Source organism: Planktothrix sp. PLAVEN19ND (genome assembly GCF_057220675.1).
In genome coordinates this window covers 649,551-672,341 of the sequence record NZ_CM170132.1, presented here as the reverse complement: position 1 = coordinate 672,341, position 22,791 = coordinate 649,551, and the positions used below count along the sequence as shown (strand labels likewise).

The 22,791-nt window shown below is 38.7% G+C and carries 19 protein-coding genes; 13 read left to right on the top strand and 6 right to left on the bottom strand.

The genetic code is table 11. The features are described from left to right. The first annotated feature begins 108 nt into the window (after nucleotides 1-108). The 7 genes from AC2D3N_RS03075 (at nucleotide 109) to AC2D3N_RS03045 (ending at nucleotide 8,673) form a co-directional block, all read left to right on the top strand. On the top strand, nucleotides 109-717 hold the full coding sequence (locus tag AC2D3N_RS03075; protein WP_079677352.1) for a single-stranded DNA-binding protein: 609 nt from the start codon (nucleotides 109-111) through the stop codon (nucleotides 715-717). Between the two features lie 208 nt (nucleotides 718-925). Continuing rightward, a complete protein-coding gene (locus AC2D3N_RS03070) occupies nucleotides 926-3,640 on the top strand; it encodes a bifunctional diguanylate cyclase/phosphodiesterase (protein WP_484692741.1) in 2,715 nt (904 codons plus the stop codon). 324 nt (nucleotides 3,641-3,964) lie between these two features. Further along, on the top strand, nucleotides 3,965-4,267 hold the full coding sequence (locus tag AC2D3N_RS03065; RefSeq protein ID WP_079677354.1) for an RNA recognition motif domain-containing protein: 303 nt from the start codon (nucleotides 3,965-3,967) through the stop codon (nucleotides 4,265-4,267). A gap of 340 nt (nucleotides 4,268-4,607) precedes the next feature. After that, complete coding sequence (locus AC2D3N_RS03060; protein ID WP_079677355.1) at nucleotides 4,608-4,958, top strand: RNA recognition motif domain-containing protein; 351 nt, start codon at nucleotides 4,608-4,610, stop codon at nucleotides 4,956-4,958. 354 nt (nucleotides 4,959-5,312) lie between these two features. Then, nucleotides 5,313-5,624 (top strand): RNA recognition motif domain-containing protein, encoded by a 312-nt coding sequence (locus AC2D3N_RS03055; RefSeq protein ID WP_079677356.1) that lies wholly within the window; start codon nucleotides 5,313-5,315, stop codon nucleotides 5,622-5,624. Nucleotides 5,625-5,851: 227 nt separating this feature from the next. Then, nucleotides 5,852-7,675 (top strand): TIGR02921 family PEP-CTERM protein, encoded by a 1,824-nt coding sequence (locus AC2D3N_RS03050; RefSeq protein ID WP_484692740.1) that lies wholly within the window; start codon nucleotides 5,852-5,854, stop codon nucleotides 7,673-7,675. A gap of 47 nt (nucleotides 7,676-7,722) precedes the next feature. After that, complete coding sequence (locus AC2D3N_RS03045) at nucleotides 7,723-8,673, top strand: TIGR02921 family PEP-CTERM protein (protein WP_484692739.1); 951 nt, start codon at nucleotides 7,723-7,725, stop codon at nucleotides 8,671-8,673. 37 nt (nucleotides 8,674-8,710) lie between these two features. Here AC2D3N_RS03045 and AC2D3N_RS03040 read toward each other — a convergent pair whose 3' ends face one another. The 5 genes from AC2D3N_RS03040 to lgt form a co-directional block, all read right to left on the bottom strand. Beyond that, complete coding sequence (locus AC2D3N_RS03040; RefSeq protein WP_484692738.1) at nucleotides 8,711-9,379, bottom strand: hypothetical protein; 669 nt, start codon at nucleotides 9,377-9,379, stop codon at nucleotides 8,711-8,713. 371 nt (nucleotides 9,380-9,750) lie between these two features. After that, the gene (gene pyk / locus AC2D3N_RS03035; protein WP_079677359.1) at nucleotides 9,751-11,178 is read right to left on the bottom strand and encodes a pyruvate kinase; all 1,428 of its coding nucleotides are present in this window, start codon (nucleotides 11,176-11,178) and stop codon (nucleotides 9,751-9,753) included. A gap of 142 nt (nucleotides 11,179-11,320) precedes the next feature. Beyond that, on the bottom strand, nucleotides 11,321-12,136 hold the full coding sequence (locus AC2D3N_RS03030; protein WP_484692737.1) for an SDR family oxidoreductase: 816 nt from the start codon (nucleotides 12,134-12,136) through the stop codon (nucleotides 11,321-11,323). Further along, on the bottom strand, nucleotides 12,126-12,968 hold the full coding sequence (gene cobM / locus AC2D3N_RS03025) for a precorrin-4 C(11)-methyltransferase (RefSeq protein WP_484692736.1): 843 nt from the start codon (nucleotides 12,966-12,968) through the stop codon (nucleotides 12,126-12,128). Before cobM ends, AC2D3N_RS03030 begins: the two co-directional genes overlap by 11 nt. A gap of 127 nt (nucleotides 12,969-13,095) precedes the next feature. Continuing rightward, the gene (gene lgt / locus AC2D3N_RS03020; RefSeq protein ID WP_079677362.1) at nucleotides 13,096-13,959 is read right to left on the bottom strand and encodes a prolipoprotein diacylglyceryl transferase; all 864 of its coding nucleotides are present in this window, start codon (nucleotides 13,957-13,959) and stop codon (nucleotides 13,096-13,098) included. Nucleotides 13,960-14,231: 272 nt separating this feature from the next. Between lgt and AC2D3N_RS03015 the strand changes: the two genes are divergently transcribed. The 4 genes from AC2D3N_RS03015 to AC2D3N_RS03000 all read left to right on the top strand — a co-directional run bounded on the left by AC2D3N_RS03015 (nucleotide 14,232) and on the right by AC2D3N_RS03000 (nucleotide 19,265). Further along, a complete protein-coding gene (locus tag AC2D3N_RS03015) occupies nucleotides 14,232-16,838 on the top strand; it encodes a M48 family metalloprotease (RefSeq protein WP_484692735.1) in 2,607 nt (868 codons plus the stop codon). 459 nt (nucleotides 16,839-17,297) lie between these two features. Then, complete coding sequence (locus tag AC2D3N_RS03010) at nucleotides 17,298-17,492, top strand: hypothetical protein (protein ID WP_079677364.1); 195 nt, start codon at nucleotides 17,298-17,300, stop codon at nucleotides 17,490-17,492. 41 nt (nucleotides 17,493-17,533) lie between these two features. After that, nucleotides 17,534-18,073, top strand: a complete 540-nt coding sequence (locus AC2D3N_RS03005; RefSeq protein WP_484692734.1) for an RNA recognition motif domain-containing protein — start codon at nucleotides 17,534-17,536, stop codon at nucleotides 18,071-18,073. Between the two features lie 91 nt (nucleotides 18,074-18,164). After that, a complete protein-coding gene (locus AC2D3N_RS03000; RefSeq protein WP_079677366.1) occupies nucleotides 18,165-19,265 on the top strand; it encodes a nucleotidyltransferase domain-containing protein in 1,101 nt (366 codons plus the stop codon). Nucleotides 19,266-19,380: 115 nt separating this feature from the next. On the opposite strand, the gene AC2D3N_RS02995 is transcribed toward AC2D3N_RS03000, so the two are convergent. Next, a complete protein-coding gene (locus AC2D3N_RS02995) occupies nucleotides 19,381-20,343 on the bottom strand; it encodes an aldo/keto reductase (RefSeq protein WP_079677367.1) in 963 nt (320 codons plus the stop codon). A gap of 69 nt (nucleotides 20,344-20,412) precedes the next feature. On the opposite strand from AC2D3N_RS02995, the gene AC2D3N_RS02990 reads away from it, so the two are divergent. Both AC2D3N_RS02990 and AC2D3N_RS02985 read left to right on the top strand, forming a co-directional pair. Further along, entirely contained in the window at nucleotides 20,413-20,994 is a 582-nt protein-coding gene (locus AC2D3N_RS02990) for a DUF1802 family protein (protein ID WP_484692733.1), read from the top strand. Nucleotides 20,995-21,187: 193 nt separating this feature from the next. Next, nucleotides 21,188-22,786, top strand: coding sequence for a YcjF family protein (locus AC2D3N_RS02985; RefSeq protein WP_484692732.1), 1,599 nt, complete (start codon nucleotides 21,188-21,190; stop codon nucleotides 22,784-22,786). Nucleotides 22,787-22,791: the final 5 nt, after the last annotated feature.

Genomic DNA, 22,791 nt, shown 5'->3' with positions numbered 1-22,791 from the left:
AAAAAATTAATCAAAAACCGTTTAAATTTTCCAATAAAAATGTCATGATTGAAAAAACTCTACTCTAGGAGAGAGTTTAACCTTGTACTTGAATTTATTGATCAAAAAATGAACAGTATTATTCTAATGGCGGAGATTATTCAAGATCCGCAACTTCGTTATACCCCCGATAATCAAATTGCCCTGACTGAAATGTTGGTTCAGTTTCCCGGACTTAGGGATATTGATCCGCCCGCTACTTTAAAAGTAATTGCCTGGGGAAATTTTGCTCAAGAAGTTCACGAAAAATATCATCAAGGAGATCAAATTATTATCGAAGGTCGTCTGGCAATGAATACCATTGACCGGCAGGAAGGATTTAAGGAAAAGCGGGCAGAACTGACCGCCCAACGGATTTATCCGGTACAAATGGATCTTTCCAGACCCACCCAAATCTCCGATCCCGCTACCTCCACCCAAAATAAAGTAGTTCCCTTGGGATCTCGTCGCGTGGCTACTTCTAATCCTGCTGCCGATGAACCCCAAGAGTCCCGTCGTCCCCCGACTAATTCTGCCCCTCCTAGAACTACTCCCCCCGATGAACCGGATAACCCCGATTATGATCCGATTCCTTTCCTGCGACCTGTGCCATTCCAAACCATTAAGATGGGATTGGTTGACTTTTGGGAATTAGAAATCAATTGTCCCCGAGTTGGGTTTGAAAGTCGAAAATTTTAATTTTCGTATCAGTTAAGCTGTTGTATATCTATAGCAATCCGCGACGGGTGAGACGGAGTGTGGGAGCGTCCTCGCTCCCTAGAATATAGAGTTTAAATGCACAACAGCTTATTCCATCCTTGTAATGTTTACTACAGATACTTGATCGGCTGGCTATTGCCTATTGCCTATTGCCTATTCCCTATTCCCCACAAGGAGATCGACACCGGTGAAATTATCACTCCGTCAACTTCTCGTTATTCCTTTTGTGCTACAAATTGCGATCGCCGTGGGAATAACGGGATTTTTTTCTTATAGAAATGGGCAAAAGGCGGTCAATGACTTAGCCACTCAGTTACATCAAGAAATTAGTAGCAGGATAGAGTTATCCCTAAGAACCTATCTGGATCAGGCTCATCTTATGAATGAGACGAATAAAAACGCGCTGACTCAAGAATTTATTTCTTTAACAGATTTCACGGGTTTACAAAGGTTTTTTCTGGGTCAACTCAAGGCTTTACCTTCCATTGATTATGTGGCTTGGGGAAGTGAACAGGGAGAATATATTGGTATTCAAAGAATCAATAATCAACAATTTAATCTGGAAATTGTTCAGAATTCTACTCAAGATTGGTTTCATATTTACCGCTTAACCCCAACGGGAGAACGGGTTAAACTCCTGGAAAGATTGCCTAATTATGATCCCCGTCGTCGTCCCTGGTATCAAGCGGCAAACGAAGCTAAAACAGGTGTCTGGACTCCAATTTATCTTTGGTTTTCTCGCCAAACCTTAGCCATCGATGCTGTTTTACCCCTTTATGATGCAAAAGGACGTTTATTAGGCGTACTAGATACAGCCTTATACCTGTCAGATATTAGTAATTTTCTGAGGAATGTGAAGATTGGTAAATCTGGACAGAGCTTTATTATAGATCGTTCTGGTCTTTTAATTGCTAGTTCTTCAGCCACTAATCCTTTTATCATTAAAGAGCATGAACTTCAAAGAGTAAAAGCGATTAACAGTGATGATATTTTAATTAAGGCCACGGCTAAAAATATACAAAATAAGGTCACAAATTTTGAATCTATTCAAGAGTCTATTGCTTTAGATTTTAAATGGGAGCAGGAACGATATATTGTCAAGGTTTTTCCCTTCTCAGATCCCAGGGGTATTGATTGGCTAATTTGTATTGTAGTTCCCGAACGGGATTTTATGGATTTGATTATTCATAATACAATATTTACGTTATTTCTGTGTATTTTATCTCTGATAATAGCAACTAGTTTAGGAATAATAACAGCCCATAGAATTACGGCTCCTTTGATTCAATTAAGTCAAGCTAGTCAAGCGATCGCCCAAGGAGAATTAGACCAGAATATTGAATTAAATCGAGAAGATGAACTGGGAATTTTGGCGAGGTCATTTAATCAAATGGCTATGCGATTAAAGCGCGTTTTTGAGGAGTTAGAAATTCGAGTGGAAGAACGCACGGCTGAACTCAAAGAAGCTAAGGCACATATTGAAAACTATAATAAAAAATTAGAAGAACGAGTCTATCAACGAACGGCCGAACTTTCTTTGGCTTTAGAAGATTTACAAAAAACACAAATAGAATTATTAAAACAGGAAGAAAAACTAAAATTTGATGCTTTTCACGATAGTTTGACTGGGCTGCCTAATCGGGCTTTGGTATTAAAAAAAATTCAGCATTTAATTGAAATCAATCAAAAAGAAAGCTATTATTTATATGCGGTTTTGTTTTTGGATTTAGATCGTTTTAAAGTGGTTAATGATAGTTTGGGTCATTTGGTCGGAGATGAATTATTAAAGAGTGTAGCCCATCGCTTAAGAGCAGAAACCAAATCTCAGGATACCGTTGCTAGACTTGGGGGAGATGAGTTTATTATTTTACTAGAAAATATTCACAATGAAGATGAAGTGACCGATGTAGCGCAACGCATTATTGAACAGCTTAAACGTCCTTTTTATATTAACAATAACCAGATTTTTACCGGGGTTAGTATTGGAATTACCCTCAGTTCCATGGGATATTTTCAAGCGGAAGCCGTAATTAGAGATGCGGATATTGCCATGTATAATGCCAAACATTTAGGCAAAGGTTGTTATCAAGTATTAACCCAGGCTATGCAAATTCCAGCCCTGCAACGTTTAGAACAGGAAAATCAGTTAAGACAAGCCTTAATTCGTCGGGAATTTATTTTAAACTATCAACCCATTATTGCCTTAGCAACAGGGAAAATAACAGGATTTGAGGTATTAATTCGTTGGAATAATCCCTTGAAAAACATGACTAGTCCTGATGATTTCATTCCAATTGCGGAGGAAACAGGATTAATTCAAGCGATAGATTTATGGGTATTAAAACAAGCCTGTTACCAAATGAATTGTTGGAACCAGCAATTTCCAAATTTACCCCCATTGAGCATTAATATTAATCTATCTCCTATTGATTTAAAACAAATCAATTTAGTAGAAAAAATTCAGCAAATTATGGACAATTATATTCTAAAGAATTGGAGCTTAAAACTAGAAATTACTGAAACTTGTTTTTTAGAAACCCTAACCTTTAATAAGGATTCAATCCACCAACTCCTGGCTATCGGAATTGAGTTATGTATTGATGATTTTGGCACAGGCTATTCCTCTTTGAGTCGGCTACATAATTTTCCCCTGTGTACCTTAAAAATTGATCGTTCTTTTGTTAGCCAAATCCAGTCGGAAGCTAAGGGATCAGAAATTATTCATACGATTATTATGTTAGCCCATAGCTTGGGAATGGATGTGATAGCAGAAGGCATTGAAACAAAGATTCAGTTAGAAAAACTAACCGAGTTGGGGTGTAATTATGGACAGGGTTATCTGATTTCTAAACCATTGGACTGTTCCAAAGCAACGGAGTTCTTAATGAGTCAACTTAGTTAATTAAAATTGACCTCTGAGCAAATATCCGTGACTCAATGAGATACCCAAAATAATACCCAAACCATCCTTTACAATATTTAACAATAGGATCAGACACTAGAGGGGCTTCAGTTTAAGCACAATCGAGTCAAAGAAATTAACTCTGTCAAAGGATAGATATAGCTTTTTCACAAAAGAATGTTATAATCCTGGAAAGATTAGATATCGGTAGCCTAGTTTGCTAGGGCATCAGGAATGTTTTTGCTCCTTAGTGTAAGTTCTACCCGTTTGCCTCCGAGTTCCAATCTCCGCACACCCCTTGATTTTTGACTGAAAAGGTAATTAATGACGATTTATGTAGGCAATCTGTCTTACGACGTAACAGAAACCGACCTCACAGCAGTTTTTGGTGAGTATGGTTCTGTCACAGATGTTCAAATCCCTATTGACCGGGAAACCCAAAAAAAACGGGGTTTTGGCTTCATCAAAATGGCAACGGATGACGAAGAAACCAAAGCAATTGGTGAACTCGATTCGGCAGAATGGATGGGTCGAGTTCTGAAGGTGAATAAAGCCAGACCCAGGGAAGATCGCAAGTCTTCTGGTGGTAGCTGGGGAGATAAACAGAATTACTCGCGACGCTACTAAAAATTTGACCCACGGAAATCTAGTCAATGCTAGGAACATTGGTGGGCAAGGGTTTTTTTGTGTAAGGTAAGACATACCGAGTTTTGGGCTTGTGGAGAGGATGTCAGAGTGCTTGCACTAAAAGTGCTCCTCCGTGAAGCAAGAGCCCTAAGATCAATCCCTAGGATTGTTGCGGGAGTGTCAGTGCCTGTTTTTTAACAGGTTGTGCTAAAGTAATCAGTGAGAGTAAAATTCGGTTGTAGCTTTTGTTTGTAGTCTTGATGGGCATTTCCCGTTTGGTTTGGACAGGCTTCTCTCCGAAATTCTAACCTCCGCACTATTTTGATTTTGGAGATACCCTATGTCTATTTATGTCGGTAATCTTTCTTACGATGTCAGCGAGGAGGATCTGAGCAGCGTTTTTGCAGAGTATGGTGAGGTTAAACGAGTTCAACTTCCTAAAGACCGTGAAACCGGCCGAGTCAGAGGCTTTGCTTTTGTGGAAATGGAAACTGAAACGCAAGAAGACAAAGCCATTGAAGAACTCGATGGTGCTGATTGGATGGGTCGCACCATGAAAGTGAACAAAGCCAAACCCCGTGAAAATTCAGGTGGTGGTGGCGGTGGTCGCTCCTCCTATGGTGGTGGCGGTGGTAATCGTGGCGGTGGCGGCGGTGGTCGCGGTGGCGGCGGTGGTCGCTACTCCAATTAGGATTTGACTGCGGGCATATGCTCGACTTCATCTAAATAAGAAAGCTTAGGTAGTAATACCTGAGCTTTTTTATTGGTTAGGTCGTAATATCTAAGCTTTTTGATTTGAGATTGATTTGGGTTGCTAGATCGGACTGAATTCCAAGATTCAAAGGTTCCTCAGTAAAGCCAAAATTTGGGGAATTGTTGCAGAACTGTCAATTTAATTAAAAATAGGTTACACTAAAGTGGTTAATGAGAGTGAAATTCGGTAGTGGCTTTTGTTTGTAGTCTTGATGGGCATTTCCCGTTTGGTTTGGACAGGCTTCTCTCCGAAATTCTAAGCTCCGCACTATTTTGATTTTGGAGATGCCCTATGTCTATTTATGTCGGCAATCTTTCTTATGACGTTATTGAAGACGATCTAAGAGGGGTCTTTACAGAGTACGGTAATGTTAAACGGGTTCAACTCCCTACAGATCGTGAAACCGGTCGAGTGCGGGGCTTTGCTTTTGTGGAAATGGAAAATGACGCAGAAGAAACAGCAGCTATTGAAGCACTAGATGGAGCGGAATGGATGGGTCGAGACCTGAAAGTGAACAAAGCTAAACCGAAAGAAGACCGAGGATCGTCGGGTGGTGGTCGCTCCTCCTATGGCGGTGGTGGCGGTGGTCGTAGTCGCTATTAAATGGCTTTTTGACCCTTCGGTTTCATCTAAATAAAGAAGGCTTAGGTAGTGATACCTGAGCTTTTTTTATTAGGGTAAAATTTCATACAGAAAAAATTGTAAACTTATATTTCTACAATTCAGTAATCCTTGATAGCTCAAGTGTAGATCGTTAAACTTGAAGACTGAGTAAGTGCGATAGTTTTTGTTCAAATCTTCTACCTTCATACACAGCTTAATCAGGCGATATGAATACAACTAAAACCCTTCATGCTCTATTCGGATTAATTTTTTGGTTGTGGAATGTGACCTTCCTCACCGTTGTTTATATTTGGATTTTACCCTTTCTAGCAATTTTCCTGGTTTTAGCCACCTTTGCTGGAGAAATCGAACTAGAATTTACCTTAACAATACTTGCTTTAATTGCAGTTCCCACCGTTTGCGTGATTATTGCCAATCGGCATTTTCGCCAAAGACCTGTAGAGTTAATCCGGTTATTTTATGGTGTAGAAGCACCGCTATTTTTATTCTGTCTGGTGCGGTTATTTATTCTGCGGGAAATGACCCCGGCTAGTCGTTTTGTATTAAGCACTATTTTAATTTGTATCACTGCCTTTTTTGTAGAATTAGTCTGGGGATATTTAGGACAAAAACAGCATAAAACCTCTGGAGTTTTATCAGGAATACAACTGGCTGTCCATAGCCTGATGTTATTGGTCGGATTTTATTTAGGAATAGTTCTGCTGTATTATGCTGTTCCGGCTGCTGTAGTTCTGTTAAGACAGTTATTTTCATTTCAGTGGTTAGAATATTTGTGGTGGGATTTAACTCATAATTTCTTGTTAGGTTTTGCTGTGGTGACGATTCTTTTCGCGGGAACAGCAACATTATTTTTAGGAATGCCTTCGGCTTTAGTTGCTCTTTATGTTCATTCAGGACAACGAATATTACGCAACTTTTCAACCCAATATGGTCGGACTCGCACCGCTCAAATATCATTAGGAGTTGTAACCCTTTGGACTGTATTATTAATCGGTTTCCTTCGTCAACCTCAAGTTTTAGCCTTTCAAAAGTTAGAAAATATTCCCCAAACCGAACCCCAAAAACAAGAATTATTAGCCCAATCTGAATCTATTCGGAAAGGATTAGTCAATGCCTATTTATCCCCCTATCGTTATTTAGGAGCGGTTAAAGATAGTAATTCGATGGAGGCAATGTATAAAGATGTTTTTAATTTGCCTCAACCTCTTTTAGATGGGATTCAGAATAGTTATAATCAACTGATGTCTCCCTTTCTTTATCAAGGAGATTTAGAGAAAGATGCGGACAAAGCCGAGAAACTCTATGCTAATTTTTTTGATACTCCGATTGAAAAAGCCGAACGTCTGGCGATTCAACACGCGCTTAAATCTACAGTTATTTTAGATGATGCTAAAGCGGGTTTATTGAATATCAATCAGAAAAAAGTTTGGTTAGCCAAACAAGAAGTTACTGTTCAAGAACAGGGGGACTGGGGCGAGGTGGAAATCCACGAAATTTATCAAAATCAAACTAAGGATGTAGAGGAAATTTTTTACTCTTTCACCTTACCTGAAACCGCCGTAATTACGGGCATTTGGTTAGGAGATACGAATAATAAAGCCAGCCGTTTTCCCTTTACGGTTTCTCCCCGGGGGGCGGCGCAAAAAGTATATAATTCTCAAGTTAAACGGGAACGTCCCGTTGACCCGGCATTGTTAGAACAAGTGGGAACCCAACATTATCGACTGCGTGCATTTCCTATTCCGCCGAAATTAGTTTCTTGGGAGATAAATAATCCTAACCCTCCCGCAGAATTGCATCTGTGGTTAACCTATAAAGTCATGGTTCAAGGTAATCAATGGCCCTTGCCTAAATTGGGAGAAAAACGTAATATTTTCTGGACAAAAGCCACAGAAAGAATTAGAAATCAAAAATCAATTAAAGGATTTGAAAAGGACTGGTTAGAGGCCAGTTTACCCGCCGCTCAACAGCCGATGCAATCCCATCAAGTCAGTTTAGCTGATTATAAAATTACGGCTCAACCCTTTTAGCAGAAAAGGATTATATTTTACCCCATAATCAACGATTTGCGATTATTTTGGATACCTCTCGCAGTATGGGAACCCATAAACAGGAATTAGCGAAAACCTTAGATTGGTTTAAGCAGAATATTATTCCCCAGAATCAGACGGATTTATATGTAACCGCAACGGCGGGAAATCAGCCCCAATTTATGAATGATTTGCCACAGTTTCAGGTGAAGCAAAAAGTCTTTTATGGAACCTTACAAATTAAAGAGATGTTACGCCAGTTTGTACAGTTGCGAGGTAATAAAACCTACGACGGAATTGTATTAATTAGTGATGAAGGCAGTTATGAGTTATCAGAAGATAAAACCGGGGTTCCTCAGCTTGCAGTTCCCCTGTGGATTGTGCATTTAGGTTCCCTGGCTGGTGCTTATGAAGATGGAACTTTAAAGATGATTCAAAATAGTGGGGGTGGGGTTTCGACCGATATTTCGGAAGTGATGAAGCGGGTGGCGACAACGGAACAATTAACCCAAAAATTGGCAGGTTCAACTCAACCCAAGTCAGGAAAAAATCAAGAAAAACCCCAGGTTTTAACCGTGGCGGATGGCTATGCTTGGTTCATGGAAAAAACAACGGAAAAAGCAACAGAATCTCAGGGGTTTGAACAAATTGCAGCGCGATTATTAGTTCGGGGGTTAAGTCAGAAAAACCCTGAACAACAATTGGCTAAATTAGATGCTATTCATGCGATCGCCAAGACCTATAATATTGTTACTCCCTATTCTTCGATGATTGTTCTAGTGAATGATGAACAACGTCAAGCCTTGAAAGCCGCAGAAGCTTCTAATGATCGATTTAATCGGAAGATAGAGGATGGTAAAGAACAGTTAAATAAACCCAATAATCCACTTAATAAAGCCGCTAGTGTTCCTGAACCTGGAATGACGATTGGTTTAGGGGTTATTGCCCTGTTTATTGTTGTTAAATCTCAAAGAAATAAAGATAAAAATTGGTTTTGATATTTAATTAAATGATTAAATTAAAAGCGATCGCTCTTTAAACCCCAGAAAAATCATTCCGAATTTGCTGTAAAGTTCGATAGAATTTTTGACGATGAATCCATCCCACATAACCCGCAAAACAACAATTTCCCACCGGGTCAATCAAAAACACATGATCAACTTCTGCTAAGTTTTTCCAAACATTGATTTTTATATTATTCTCTAATATAATGTAGGGGGTTGAATATTTTAAATCTTGGAAATGGGTAGGAGTCATACCCGGAATTTTTTGTAAGCTGTTTATAATACTTAAAAGTTGTTTTTTGTTGGGATCAGGATTATTGATGGGTTCATGGGGTTTAGTATTATTGAGTTCAATATTGAGTTCAATTTCAGCAACGGTATATTCACCAGAACCGAGAATCACACCGCCACTTTTATTATAAGTTCCTCGTAACTTTCCATCAATATAAAGTTCAAGACGTCCACACCAATCTTGACCAAATAACCCTCTGCGAATTCGTTCTGTTAGACTGTAAGTTTTAATCATAAAATTCAATAAATTAACTCCTTCTTGCAAAGCAGAAGAAATATTAATTTTTGTCCCCGTCACCAAGGAAAAATAATGTTCATTTACCCGAATATAGGCTTCATCCCGACCTTCAATTAAGCGAACTTCGATTAAACTGGTATTCAGGGCCGAAAGTTTAATAATAGATTCCATAATTAACCTCAATTGTAGGGTGTGTAAGCGCAGTGCGGGCAATCACCTAACACTTATTTTAACCTATTTTAACCTATAGCACTACGCACTCTTAGAACACCGAAACACCGGAACAGTAAGCAGTGAATGAGTTTGCTGGATTTAGAATTGTTCTAACTGTCATGCGTAGCGCTATATATAGCAATCCGCGACGCGCGAGACGGAGGTTGTAACATTTTATCGTAGGGGTTGGGTCTCCCAACCCTCTTTGCGCCTGGGTTGGGTCTCCCAACCCCTACGGGTTTTGATCACAAATCCTACACGGATTACTATAGTTACCCCAAGTAAGGAGAATTGTCCTTAGTTAAGGGGATTGGTTGGGGCTAGAAAGCTTAATCCGCAATTGTGTGAATTTTTAAGAAATTTGTACCCCGAGCTTTTTTAGTTGGAACCCCCCCAATAATTAGAATTTTATCTCCAACTTGAGCTAAATTCCGGTCTAATAATTTAGTTTGGGCGAGATCAATTAACCCTTCAAAAGAATCGACTTGATGTTCTAATAAAATCGGTTTCACACCCCAAACTAAATTTAAACGGTGATAAACTTTATGGTTGGGAGTCAGGGCGATAACGGGAACCTTGGGTCGTTCTCCGGCGGCTAAAATTGCCGTATATCCGCTACTGGTATAGGCAACAATACAATGTAACTTCAGGGTTTTATCAATGATATTCAACGCTTCACTTAAAGCATGGGTTTCATCAGACATCACCGCCGGATAATTTTTAAATTCGATTTCCGGTTCAACATCACTGGCAATTTTCGATAACATTTGTACTGATTTCACCGGGAATTTACCAACAGCAGATTCTCCCGATAACATCACCGCATCCGTACCATCAATAATTGCATTGGCAACGTCACTGGCTTCGGCGCGAGTCGGACGGGCACTATGAATCATGCTATCTAACATTTGGGTGGCGGTAATCACGGGAATCCCTTTTTGATTACACATCCGAATGATTTGTTTTTGCAATAAAGGGACTTTTTCGGGACTCATTTCTACCCCTAAATCCCCCCGTGCAACCATTAAACCATCACATTCATTGATAATAGATTCTAAGTTAGCGATCGCTTGGGGTTTTTCAATTTTAGCAATCACCGGAATTTCTGAAGCCCCCTTTTGGGCTAATAAAGTTTTTAAGGCGATAACATCCTCAGCCCGACGAACAAAACTCAGGGAAACCCAGTCTATCCCTTGAGAAATCCCAAAGTCTAAATCCTGTATATCTTTCTCCGTTAAGGAGGGAAGACGCAAAATTAAACTGGGTAAATTCACCCCTTTACGACTTTTTAGGGTTCCTCCTTCAATGATGCGACATTGAACGGAATTTCCTTGAATTTCTTCTATTTTTAATTCCAATAATCCATCATCAAGTAAAACTTGCGATCCGGGCTTGGCTTCTTCGGATAAATAGGGATAATCAATGGGGACGGTATTCGGTTGATTTTCAAAACTATCAACGGGAACTAAGGTTAATAATTCACCTTCAACTAATTCTATTTCTCCCGATGGTAGCAGACCAATCCGAATTTTTGGCCCCTGTAAATCCTGTAATAAGGTAATCGGAGTATCACATTCTTTAGCAACTTGTCGCAGCAGTTTTACCATTTCCGCATGATCTTCATAACTGCCATGGGAAAAATTTAATCGAGCAACATTCATTCCTGCATTCAGCATTTGACGAATAATTTCTGGGGATTTACTCGCCGGGCCAATAGTGGCAACAATTTTGGTGCGATTTTTGAAAGGTTTAGTCATGGTTTTTTACTCCCAATGGAATAATAATTAAAAGTTCTTGGGATCAAATTTAACTCTTGTCTAGGATATTCTATCAATAGTTTACCCGTTGAACTAAAGTGTTGCATAGATTGTTTCACCTGGGATAAATCTTAACCCTAATTTAACTTTTTATGTGTTGAATGAGATAATCAAAATAGCGATTTAAGATAGGAAAGAGTAAACTATGGAAAGTATTTAAAAGTTTAATTTCCAATCCGGGAGCGATCGCAAATTTATTTTTATTCATCATTCCCCTGACAATTTCTTGAGCAATATCCTCGGGTTCCCAAGGTTTCACGGTTCCGGTAATGGCTTTTGTTTCTAAAGGTTTAGTCTTATTTTCAGCGATTAATTGCGGGGTATTAGTATCCGGGGGATAAACAATAGAAACTTGAATTCCCAAGGGTTTTAATTCCCCTCGCAGGGATTCCGCTAATCCTCTGAGGGCAAATTTAGTAGGACTATAGGCGGTATAACCATAAATTCCAATTAATCCAGCCCCCGATGAAATCATAATAATTTTACCCTGTTTTTGTGCTATCATTGTAGGTAAAACTTCTCGAATACAATACAAAGATCCCCAATAATTAACCGCCATTGTTTGTTCAAAAACTTCTAGCGGAAGTTCTCTAAAATACCCCGGATAGGCCGTACCCGCCGAGAGAATTAAAATATCTACGCCTCCCAAAACTATTATGGCTTGTTTGATAGCATTTTCCGCTTCTTCCCGCACCGAAACATCCGCAGAAAGGGTAAAAATTTTTTGCTTTTGATACAATTTTACCGCGTTAATTTCCTTTTGGGCTTGGTCAAGGATGGTTTGATTTCGAGCAATAAGGGTTAAATTTGCCCCTAAACTCACTAATAATTGAGCCGTTGCTTTACCAATTCCACTGGAACCGCCAGTAATAATAATATTTTTTTGATTAAAATTCATAAGTACACCGTAGGGGCGAGGTCTCCTCGCCCAAGTCTGGGTCTGGCTGACGGAATAAATGGGAATGTTCCGGGTTATATAATTTCGATCTAAAAGTTGAAGCCTGGGGCGTTTTTGCTAAAGCGGGACTAATTACATAAAGGGTGGTTCTAATTAAGTTTTCTTCCTGGGTAACTTGTGCCATTTTTTCTAAGGGAACTACCCGGATTTTTTCATCGGGCCATCCCAAACGATAACAAATAGCAATCGGCATTTCTGCGGGATAATATTTGATTAACTTTTGCTGAGTTTCTTCCACATAACGCGCACTCAAATATAAACATAAACTAGCTTTATGAGCCGCTAAACTTTCTAATTCCTCATCCGCAGGAACACTAGTTGCTCTCCCACTCACCCTGGTTAAAATAATTGTTTGTACCAATTCCGGGACAGTTAATTCTATTTTTAATTTAGCCGCCGCATCTTGAAAAGCACTAATTCCAGGGACAATTTCAAACTCAATTTCTGCCTCTATTAGTTGTTGTATTTGCTCATAAATAGCCCCATATAAACTCGGATCACCCGAATGTAATCTGACAACAGAAAGCCCTTGATGAACTCTTTGAATCATGAAAGGAACAATTTCTTCTAAGGTTTTATCAGAGGTTTTAATTAATTCTGCCTCCGCCCGCACCCCCTTTAAAATCTGTTGAGGAACTAGAGAATCGGCAAATACAATTACATCCGCACAGGCTAATAATCTTTGAGCTTTCACAGTTAATAATTCTGGATCACCCGGCCCTGCTCCAACAATATAAACCGCAGGTTTGAGTAATGCGATATCCGGTTCCATGATATTCTAATTTCCTAAAATTGACGCTGGATTTCTATTTTTTCCGGATCTCAACTGAGCCACTGAGAAGATAAGAATGGTAGATGCACCCTGGTTGAAGCCCTAACAATTGAGTCTAGGGCTTTTTTTATTCGGATTCCGAGGGATGGGATTTCTGCACAATATCGGGTAAGGTTCGCTTCAATCCATATAACCAAATTAAACCAAATAACCCTAACATCATCGCCGTCAAACTAACCAGTTGAGCCATTTTTAAAGACCCTAACATTAAACTATCCGTGCGTAATCCTTCAATCCAAATTCGACCCAAACTATAGGTCAATAAATAGACCAAGAATATTGTCCCTGATTTTAAAGGATGTTTGCCTTTTAAACCTTTTAAGAATAAGGTGATTAATAGGGCAAATATAGTTAAATTCCACAGGGATTCATATAAAAAAGTTGGGTGAAAATATTCGTAGGATTCAAAACCATTAGGGCGGCGTTCCGGGGGAATATAAAGTTTCCAAGGTAAATCCGTTGGACTTCCGAATGCTTCAGAATTAAAAAAGTTACCCCATCTGCCGATAGCTTGACCCAAAATCAAAGAAGGGGCAATTATATCGGCTAATTGCCAAAAGGGAATTTGTTTGATTTTAGCAAATAGTAAAGTGGCTATTAATCCGCCGATAATTGCTCCATGAATGGCAATTCCTCCCTTCCAAATTGCCATAATATTCCCGGGATTATCGGCATAACTTTCCCATTGAAATACCACATAATACAATCTGGCAAAAGGAATCGCTCCAATCACTAACCAAATAGCTAAATCTCCAATCAGTTCGGGATCAATTTGGCGACGACTGGCAAGATACCCAGATAAGGATACTCCAATCAAGACCGCCGAGGCAATTAACAAGCCATACCACCGAATTGATAACGGCCCGATTTCAAAGATGATGGGGCCGGGAGAGGTAAATTGAAATGCTAGAAATAAGTAATTTGTATCCATAATAGCTGATTTTGAGCCAAGCCATTGTATCACTCCTTGGGGATCAGATGTCAGTTTTAATTTTTTTTCCTAGAAGAAAGTTGATTAAAATATGTAATCAAAGGAATTTTAAGATATTTTGATCGGGAAAATGGGTACAATAGGATTTATTGTGCTTTCCATCAATTTTTAACCCTTTAGATGAGATCGAATCAATCATTTTTATGATTTTAGGATATGGGTTTTCCCCTTAAACCGTGAATGTTAATTTATTTTAATTCTTAATTTCTCCTATGTCTTCCTCCAATTTACCCCCCAATTCATCGGATTTAGCATCAGGATTAGCAGCTTTAAAACGGAAGGATTATCAACAGGCGATCGCTTTTTTAGAACCTGTTGCTCAATCTGATAATTCCGGTCAATTTAAGGCACAAATGGGGTTAGTGATTGCTTATGAACGCACAGGAAATACTAAATTAGCGATTAATTTATGTCAGAGTTTAACTCAATCTCAGCAGGAAAATATTAAAAATTGGGCTACGGATTATTTAAGACAATTATTAAAACGCCATCCCCCTAAACCCCAAAATATTAGTCCTAATATTGCACCTCAACCTTCAGAATTACCCCCTATTACAGAAACGGGTTTTATCCCGTTAAATCCTAATCTACAACCCACAAAAGCTAAATCGACTCTAGCCAAAACTCCCAAACTTTCCTCCCCATCACCTCCGAAAAAGTCCCCGAATCCTTCTTTATCTCAACCCACACCTTTAAATCTGAAAAAAACCGCAAAAATCCCCCCAAGTTCTCAAGCAAAAATTCCCGATTCTTCTATTAATTTAGAACCGGAAATTATTCAACCGCCACCCCCGCCTCAAGAATGGCAATGGCGACAAGCTGGACGAGCTACGAATTGGCAACAACTTAAACCTTTACAATTGAGTTATTTTAAACTAGAACAATTATTAATGGCTGTCGGTTTAACTTGGTTTATTCCGATTGTTTTTGCTTTTATTAATAATAGTTTAAATCAAATTTGGATTTGGCAACCTATTTTAAATCCTTGGCAACAATTATCCAGTCAACCTTGGCAAATTATTTTTATTATTTTATTTATCTTTGCTGTGGGTTGGATTTGGCAAACATCCCGATTGTTTGCGGAACTTTCCCTAACTGTTTTAGCAATAATTTGGTTAACTCCTCGTTTATTAGAGGAATTGATGAAACTCACGAATAATAGTTTATCTTGGCTGCCTATTGTACAACCGATTCCTTTATTTTATCAAAATCCCACCCCAGGAGTTTATATCACCCTATTGATTTTATTTATCTTCTTACCTTGGTTATGGGATGGATTGTTAAAACTGAGTTATGGATTAAAACCTTTACCTTTAACCACATTATTTAATCAAAGTCAAGAAACCAATAAACTATTAAGAAATTATTGCCAAAAGCAAAAATTCAAAGTACCTGAAATTAAACTATTACCCATTGATGATCCGGTAATTTTTTCCTATGGAAATTTGCGACGATTTGCTAGAATAGTTGTGAGTCAAGGATTATTAGATCAATTAACAGAAGATGAAATTGCCGTCCTATTTGCCAGAGAAATTGCGACCATCGGGGAATGGGATTTCACGGTAATGTCTTTGGCAACATTGGTTAGTCAAATTCCCTATTTAATCTATTGGTATTTAGCAGAATTAACCGAAAAATTACCCGATCTTAATATTCCGCTTCCAGCCATTATCCGAGGTATTTTACATCAAATTTTGAATGCAATCGCTATTTTTATCTGTCCGTTATGTTATGGATTATATAAACTTTTAAGATTTCCCTCCTTGTATTTATCCCGTCGTCGAGTTTATTATAGCGATCGGGTTGCTTGTAACCTCACCGGAAATCCCAATGCTTTAAGTCGTGCATTATTAAAAATTACGATAAAATTATCCCAAACCATTCAAACTGAGGGAAAAACCAGCTTTCTTTTAGAATCTTTCGATAGATTGATTCCGATTAATCATCAACAGGCTTTAACCTTAGGTAGTTTAACAGCTTACAGATCAATCAATTCTTTATTAACCTGGGATTTAACCAATTGTTACACCCCTGAATTAACCTTAAATCAATCCCATCCCCTAATTGGAGAACGCTTAAAAATCCTCGGTTTTTATGCGAATTATTGGAAATTAGAACCCGAATTTGATCTATCAAATATTACCCCAGCTAAACCCCCCAAATTACTCACCAACAATTCCCCCTTATTACTACAAGGTGCGCCGTTTTTTGGTATTCCCTCTGGAATGATCATTGGGGGAATCATTTGGTTAATGGGGGGACTCTGTTCTCTTTTAGGACTATGGCAATTAGAATGGTTATGGGGAGACTATTGGATTATGACGGCTTCAATTACCATTGGTTGTGGCTTAGGTATTTTAATTCGGATTAATCCCTTTTTTCCCGAAATCAAACCCACTAATATTTTAAATCAACCTAACTTATCGGATTTAGTGGTCAACCCTAAGACTATTCCGGTTGATAGTCAACCGATTTGTTTAACTGGTCAACTCCTCGGTCGAAGCGGTTTAAGAAATACCTTTGCTCAAGATTTGATCCTACAAACCCCAAGCGGAATCGTCAAACTCCATTATCTCCCCGAAAAAACCCCCCTGACCAATTTTTTGCCACGCATTCGTCATCCCCAGGAATTGATTACTCAAACGGTTAAGGTAACGGGATGGTGGCGACGGGGGGCGACACCCTGGGTGGATGTGGAAACCCTAGAAACCTCCGATTCTCGGACAGTCCTACGGGGGGGACATCCCCTGTGGTCAACGATTTTGGCCGTTATTCTCACCCTCTGGGGGGTTTACTTGGCATCTCAAGGTGGCTGGTAAAATGAAGTTGATCCAGAAAGATTGCTTTTTTTAACCGATTAGTGATACATTCTTTAACCAAAGAGTCAAAACAACCTTATCCCTTTTTGGATAGAGTTATTCCGATCACTCGGTTGATGAAAGTTCAGAAAGTTTGCCAAATTAAATGCGAAAATCTTGGCAGAACCCTAGAACTATGTTCCAGGATGTGCTATCCTAGGGATTGTCCTATGACGATCCGGTACTGGAAAACCCATAGCAAAGGTTCTAGGTTCCACTCAATAGCCTGACTGGTACAAGGCGAAGCAGCAACTTAAAGAAATGATTCAATTTTTGTTGAATGCTGTAATCAACTATTGGCAATGCAAAGTCAGGAAGTTAACATCCAGTGAGTTAACTTTATATGGTTTTAGCTATAGGAAGTTAAATCTATTTTTGAACACAGAGATAACAAAACTCTATAGCATTAAGTTTTGACAGATGGCAAAAAGTTTACAAGACAACCGAGCAAACCCGCTTTCCCTACATGATAAGTTCAACATGGAGAGAATAATAGGACTTTATCTTAATTTTAAGATGGAGTTGGTTGTTGAGTTTAATTTAACCAGCCCAAGTGCTGATGGCTTGGGGGTTGATCCTCAACTTGTGTTTTTAAACGACACAGGTTGGGGATGATTTCGTTTACTTATTTTTCATTTAACTTGGAGGTTCTACTTATGTCCGTTCGTCTTTATATTGGTAATCTTCCTAAAGAATTAGAACGCAAAGAATTACAAGATGTCTTTGCAGAAGAAGGAGATACCGTTTCTGCTAAGGTAATTACCGATCGCAAAACTGGCAAATGTCGAGGTTTTGGATTTGTAACGGTGCAGACCGATGAAGTCGCGGATCAAATTGTTGAAAAATATAATGGGGTAATGTTTAGAGAAAATGCTCTAAAAATAGAAAAAGCATTACCTCGGAAAAAAGGAAAAGGTGACGGTGTTGGTGAGGGGGAAAACGGTGGGGAAGATGATCAACCTCAACAACCTCAACAACAACAACAGCCGGTTCAACAACCGGTTAAATCATCGGGTAATATGCCGAAAAGTGGTGGGAGTGGTAAAAACCGGAACAAAAAATCAAAACATTCTTCCGGTGGTCAAACTTCTACATCGAGAAGCAGTGGTGATGATTCCTTCCAACCCGATCCTCGTTGGGCTAATGAATTAGAAAAACTAAAACAAATTCTAGCCGCCCAAGCCGCCAACCCTTAATTTTCTTGGCTTTGTTTGAATGAGAATGAACCCGCCTGAATCAATATTGAGGGGGGTTCTTTTTATCTTAGCACTAAAGGCGAAGAACCTTATGAACCGTTTAGAGATTGAAAACCGGACAATTTTACTGGCGTTAACGGGTTCCAGAGGTTATGGACTGGACACACCCACTTCTGATTACGATTATCGTGGGGTATTTATTGCCACCGAACCCTATTATTTGGGATTTAATATTATTGAACAAAAAGATCGGGGTTGGGAAACAGAACCCACAGAAAAGTTCCCTTTTTTATCTCAAGATACCTGTTTATATGAATTAAAAAAATTTCTGAAACTCTTGATTGATAATAACCCTAATATTTTAGAATTATTATGGTTTAAAGATTATGTTCATTTGACGGAAGTTGGGGAACGATTGAAAGAACATCGTCAGATTTTTTTATCTAAAAAAGTTAAACAGACCTATTCTGGCTATGGCTATGCTCAAATTAAAAAGTTAGAATCCCATCGCCGTTGGTTATTGAATCCACCAACGGGGAAACCCACAGCGGCGGAATTTGGTTTGGTGGAGACACCACCCTTAACCGTTAGTCAGATGAATGGTTTTTTAGAATATTTATATGGGTTAGTTCGCGATCGAATTGAATTTTTAGAACCCACCCAAGAACTCTATAAACTGCTAACGGCGGACATCGATTTTAAAGGGATTTTAAAACAGTATCCCCTACCAGAATCTACTTTAGAAATGACTCAAAAGTTGTCTAATTCCTCTAATGATTTTATCCAATTATTGCAAAAAAGTCAACAGTATCAACGGGCTTGTAGAGAATACCAACATTACCAAGATTGGAAGAAAAATCGCAATCGAGATCGGGCGGAAATGGAGGCGAAGGTGGGATACGATTGCAAATTTGCCATGCAAGCGATTCGGCTATTAAAAACCGGAATTGAGGTCTTAGAAACCCAATCTTTAATAGTAGACCGTCGGGAAACTGGAGATGCGGAGGAATTATTAGCTATCAAAAAAGGGAAATATACTTATGATCAGGTGATGGAAATAGCTAAAGGTTTGTATGAAAAACTCGACCAAGCGGCAGAAAATTCTACCTTGCCAAAACAGGTAGATGCGGAAGTTGTGAATCAACTTTGTATTGAATTAGTGTCTCAGCAAGGATTTGGATCACAGATTTAAGGGGATTTCACGGATTTCACGGATTTTAATCTGTCTCTTAATCAAATTGAGGGCAGGGTTAATGTGCGTAATTCTCTTAAATCCGTGATGGGGAATGGGTTAAGAATATCACCTTTTAAAAATTCCACATCACTGGACTATCATCTAAATAATCGGTAACAGTCTTTCCAATTTTATCGATTTCTGCAAGATCTTCGGGGGAAAGAGGAATCTGAGTCGCCAGAGTATTTTGTTGGGCTTGTTCGGTATTTCTAAACCCAATAATGGCGTTAGTTTGAGGTTGAGCAATTAACCAAGCGATCGCCAATTGTCCTAAAGTACAGTGATAACCTTCGGCAATGGGTCTTAATTGGTCTAGGGCATTTTGTACCCGTTGATAATGCTCTTTATCGGCAAACAGTTTATTTTTAGACCGATGATCTCCTTCGGAAAATTGATGATCATGACCGAATTTTCCGGTTAATAATCCTTGAGCTAAGGGAGAATAGGCTAAAATCGAAATATTCTGTTCAATGCAATAGGGCATGGCATCTTTTTCTACCTTTCTCCAGAATAAGGAATAGGGGGGTTGTAGACTTTCTATTCTTCCATATTGGGCAGCTTCTTCTAATTGAGAACGAGAAAAATTAGAAACACCAATTGCTCGAATTTTTCCCTGTTCTTTTAAGTGATTTAAAGCCTTCATAGTTTCTGCAATAGGAACAATTTCCGAATTCATAAATCCAGAAGGCCAATGAATTTGATAGAGGTCAATATAATCGGTATTCAGATTTTTTAAAGATCGTTCACAAGCTTCAATCACTTGATCATATTTTAAATGATTGGCAAAAACTTTACTAGCATAAACAACTTGATCCCGGACATCAGATAGGGCTTGAGCTACAATTTTTTCCGAGTGTCCTTCCCCATAAATTTCTGCGGTATCAACGGTGGTAATACCCGCATCAAAGGCGGCACGAATGGCTTTAATCGTTTCTGCATCTTCAATGCCCACCCACATCCGTTTTCCCGCTTGCCAAGTTCCGATTAAAATGGGAGTAATTAAAATATCAGATTGACCCAGAGTTCGTTTTTTCATGTTGATTTTCCCAGTTTCAGATTATTATTGTATATAATTTTAGCAAAAATTAGCATCTATAGTTAAATCATGGAAACCGTCACAAATTACGCTTTCAAAGAATGGGATATTGCCATTCAAGCCTTAGAAATGGGTAAAACCATTATGTTATTAAGAAAAGGAGGAATTCGCGAACAGGGGGGGAAATTTAAGGTAGATCACGATCAAATTCTACTCTATCCTACCTTAGAACATCAAAAACCCACTTTATTAAAACCTGAATATGCGAACCTTGTGCAACCTGTCCCTTCTGGTTGGCATCCTAAAACCATTAAAATTAGCAGTTTTGCTGAAATTACTCACATTTTATCATGGAATAATGCTCAAAATGAATCTTCAATCCATTCTTTAATAAAATATCATATTTGGAATGAAGAATTTGTGCGCGATCGCCTTCAATTTAAACCCCAGCAACCCCTCTATATTTTATTACTGAGAACCTATAAACTCTCTCAAGTTTATAACATTCCTTATCATCCTAGTTGTGGAGGCTGTCGTTCTTGGATTGAGTTACAAGAAATGATTCCTTTAACCCATAGTAGACCTGTTTTAACTCAAGAAGACTACAATCAACAAGTATCAACTATCCATCAAATTCTCCAAACCCCGTAGTCAGATATTCAGGACTCTATTCTTCTTAAGAAAGCCCTGAAGGGCTTACTACATTGTAGTGAGGTGTTCACGCCTCTATCACGCCTCTATTCTATCCTTTTTAATAAGAAAGCCCTGAAGGGCTTACTACGAGTTATTATTCTTTAGTATAGAAAGATAAAATTGGCTGATTTAAGGTTGGAGTGATCGCATTATGCCCATCTCTCGTTATTTACTTTTAATTTTTGGAATTTGCCTAATTTTAGGGTTAATGATTTGGCTGGTGAGTTCCCTATCGGCTCTTTATACCCAAGTTATTTGGTCAGCTAATCCAATTTTAGCAAATTTGCTACTTTTGTTATTAATTATCTTGTTGGGATTAGCGATCTTTGCCTTTTTTTATTATACTCGATTCTTCCAAAAATCAGGGAAATCTCGCAAAAAACGGCGACCTTTAAAAATACCTTTAGACAAGATAGAAGCGGCGGAAGCATCGATCAAATCTGTACAAGAACAGGTCACTCAAATTCAAGATGAAATTGCTAAAAAAGCGTTATTAAGTCGTTCTCAAGATATGGCTTCAGAATTAGCTAAAGGCAATATTCAAGTGGTTGTATTTGGTACGGGTTCGGCGGGAAAAACCTCTTTGGTTAATGCTTTAATGGGTCGAATGGTGGGGAAAGTTAATGCACCCATGGGAACCACCGAAGTTGGGGAAACCTATCATTTAAAATTAGATGGAATTGAGCGGGAAATTTTAATTACCGATACCCCGGGAATTTTAGAAGCGGGAATAGCCGGGTCTGAGCGGGGAAAATTAGCGCGTTCGGTGGCGATGGATGCTAATTTATTATTATTTGTTTTAGATAATGATTTAAGACAATCAGAATATCAATCTCTACAAGCCTTAGTTAAAATTGGCAAGCGATCGCTAATTATTTTAAATAAAAAAGATTTATATACAGAAGCGGATCAAAATATTATTTTAGCTAAACTTAAAGATAGAGTCAAACTATTTTTAGATGCCAATGATGTGATTTCTATTGCCGCAAATCCGCAATTAATTAAATTAGAAACGGGAGAAATAATTCAACCGGAATCGGATATTATGCCCTTAATTCGACGCATCGCCCTAATTTTAAGATCCGAAGGAGAAGAATTAATTGCGGATAATATTTTATTACAATCCCAACGCTTAGGAGAAGAAGCCAGACTCTTAATTGATAGTCAAAGAAAACGGGAAGCTGAAAAAATTGTTGAGCGATTTCAATGGATAGGTGCGGGGGTAATTGCAGTAACACCTTTACCCGTAATTGATTTAATTGCTACAGCAGCCGTTAATACCCAAATGGTGATAGAAATTGGTAAAATCTATGGGTGTGAATTAAATAGCGATCGCGGTCGAGAATTAGCCCTATCCCTAGCAAAAACCTTGGGAAGTTTAGGAGTAGTTAAAGGGGTGATTCAGTTAGTCTCAACCGCCCTACAATTAAATTTAGCAACCTTAGTGGTAGGACGGGCAATTCAAGCAGTGAGTGCGGCCTATTTAACCCGAATTGCAGGTAAAAGTTTTATTGAATATTTCCGCCAAGATCAAGACTGGGGAGATGGAGGGATGACAGAAGTAGTACAACGACAATTTCAGTTAACCCGTCGGGATGAATTTGTGAAACAATTTGTGCAGGATGCCTTTGCCAAAATTATTGAACCCCTGAATTTTAATTCTACTGAATTGGAGGAAGAAGAACAACCCATCGAACCAGATATTAAACCGTTATTAAAGCGTTATTTAGATGATTGGGAAGACGAATAATCAGT

Coding starts and splice junctions, on each gene's coding strand:
- AC2D3N_RS03040 (WP_484692738.1), bottom strand. CDS start 9,379: ATGGAATCTATTATTAAACTTTCGGCCCTGAATACCAGTTTAATCGAA.
- AC2D3N_RS03075 (WP_079677352.1), top strand. CDS start 109: ATGAACAGTATTATTCTAATGGCGGAGATTATTCAAGATCCGCAACTT.
- cobM (WP_484692736.1), bottom strand. CDS start 12,968: ATGGAACCGGATATCGCATTACTCAAACCTGCGGTTTATATTGTTGGA.
- lgt (WP_079677362.1), bottom strand. CDS start 13,959: ATGGATACAAATTACTTATTTCTAGCATTTCAATTTACCTCTCCCGGC.
- AC2D3N_RS02990 (WP_484692733.1), top strand. CDS start 20,413: ATGGAAACCGTCACAAATTACGCTTTCAAAGAATGGGATATTGCCATT.
- AC2D3N_RS02985 (WP_484692732.1), top strand. CDS start 21,188: ATGCCCATCTCTCGTTATTTACTTTTAATTTTTGGAATTTGCCTAATT.
- AC2D3N_RS03050 (WP_484692740.1), top strand. CDS start 5,852: ATGAATACAACTAAAACCCTTCATGCTCTATTCGGATTAATTTTTTGG.
- AC2D3N_RS03060 (WP_079677355.1), top strand. CDS start 4,608: ATGTCTATTTATGTCGGTAATCTTTCTTACGATGTCAGCGAGGAGGAT.
- AC2D3N_RS02995 (WP_079677367.1), bottom strand. CDS start 20,343: ATGAAAAAACGAACTCTGGGTCAATCTGATATTTTAATTACTCCCATT.
- AC2D3N_RS03010 (WP_079677364.1), top strand. CDS start 17,298: ATGGCAAAAAGTTTACAAGACAACCGAGCAAACCCGCTTTCCCTACAT.
- pyk (WP_079677359.1), bottom strand. CDS start 11,178: ATGACTAAACCTTTCAAAAATCGCACCAAAATTGTTGCCACTATTGGC.
- AC2D3N_RS03065 (WP_079677354.1), top strand. CDS start 3,965: ATGACGATTTATGTAGGCAATCTGTCTTACGACGTAACAGAAACCGAC.
- AC2D3N_RS03005 (WP_484692734.1), top strand. CDS start 17,534: ATGTCCGTTCGTCTTTATATTGGTAATCTTCCTAAAGAATTAGAACGC.
- AC2D3N_RS03030 (WP_484692737.1), bottom strand. CDS start 12,136: ATGAATTTTAATCAAAAAAATATTATTATTACTGGCGGTTCCAGTGGA.
- AC2D3N_RS03015 (WP_484692735.1), top strand. CDS start 14,232: ATGTCTTCCTCCAATTTACCCCCCAATTCATCGGATTTAGCATCAGGA.
- AC2D3N_RS03000 (WP_079677366.1), top strand. CDS start 18,165: ATGAACCGTTTAGAGATTGAAAACCGGACAATTTTACTGGCGTTAACG.
- AC2D3N_RS03055 (WP_079677356.1), top strand. CDS start 5,313: ATGTCTATTTATGTCGGCAATCTTTCTTATGACGTTATTGAAGACGAT.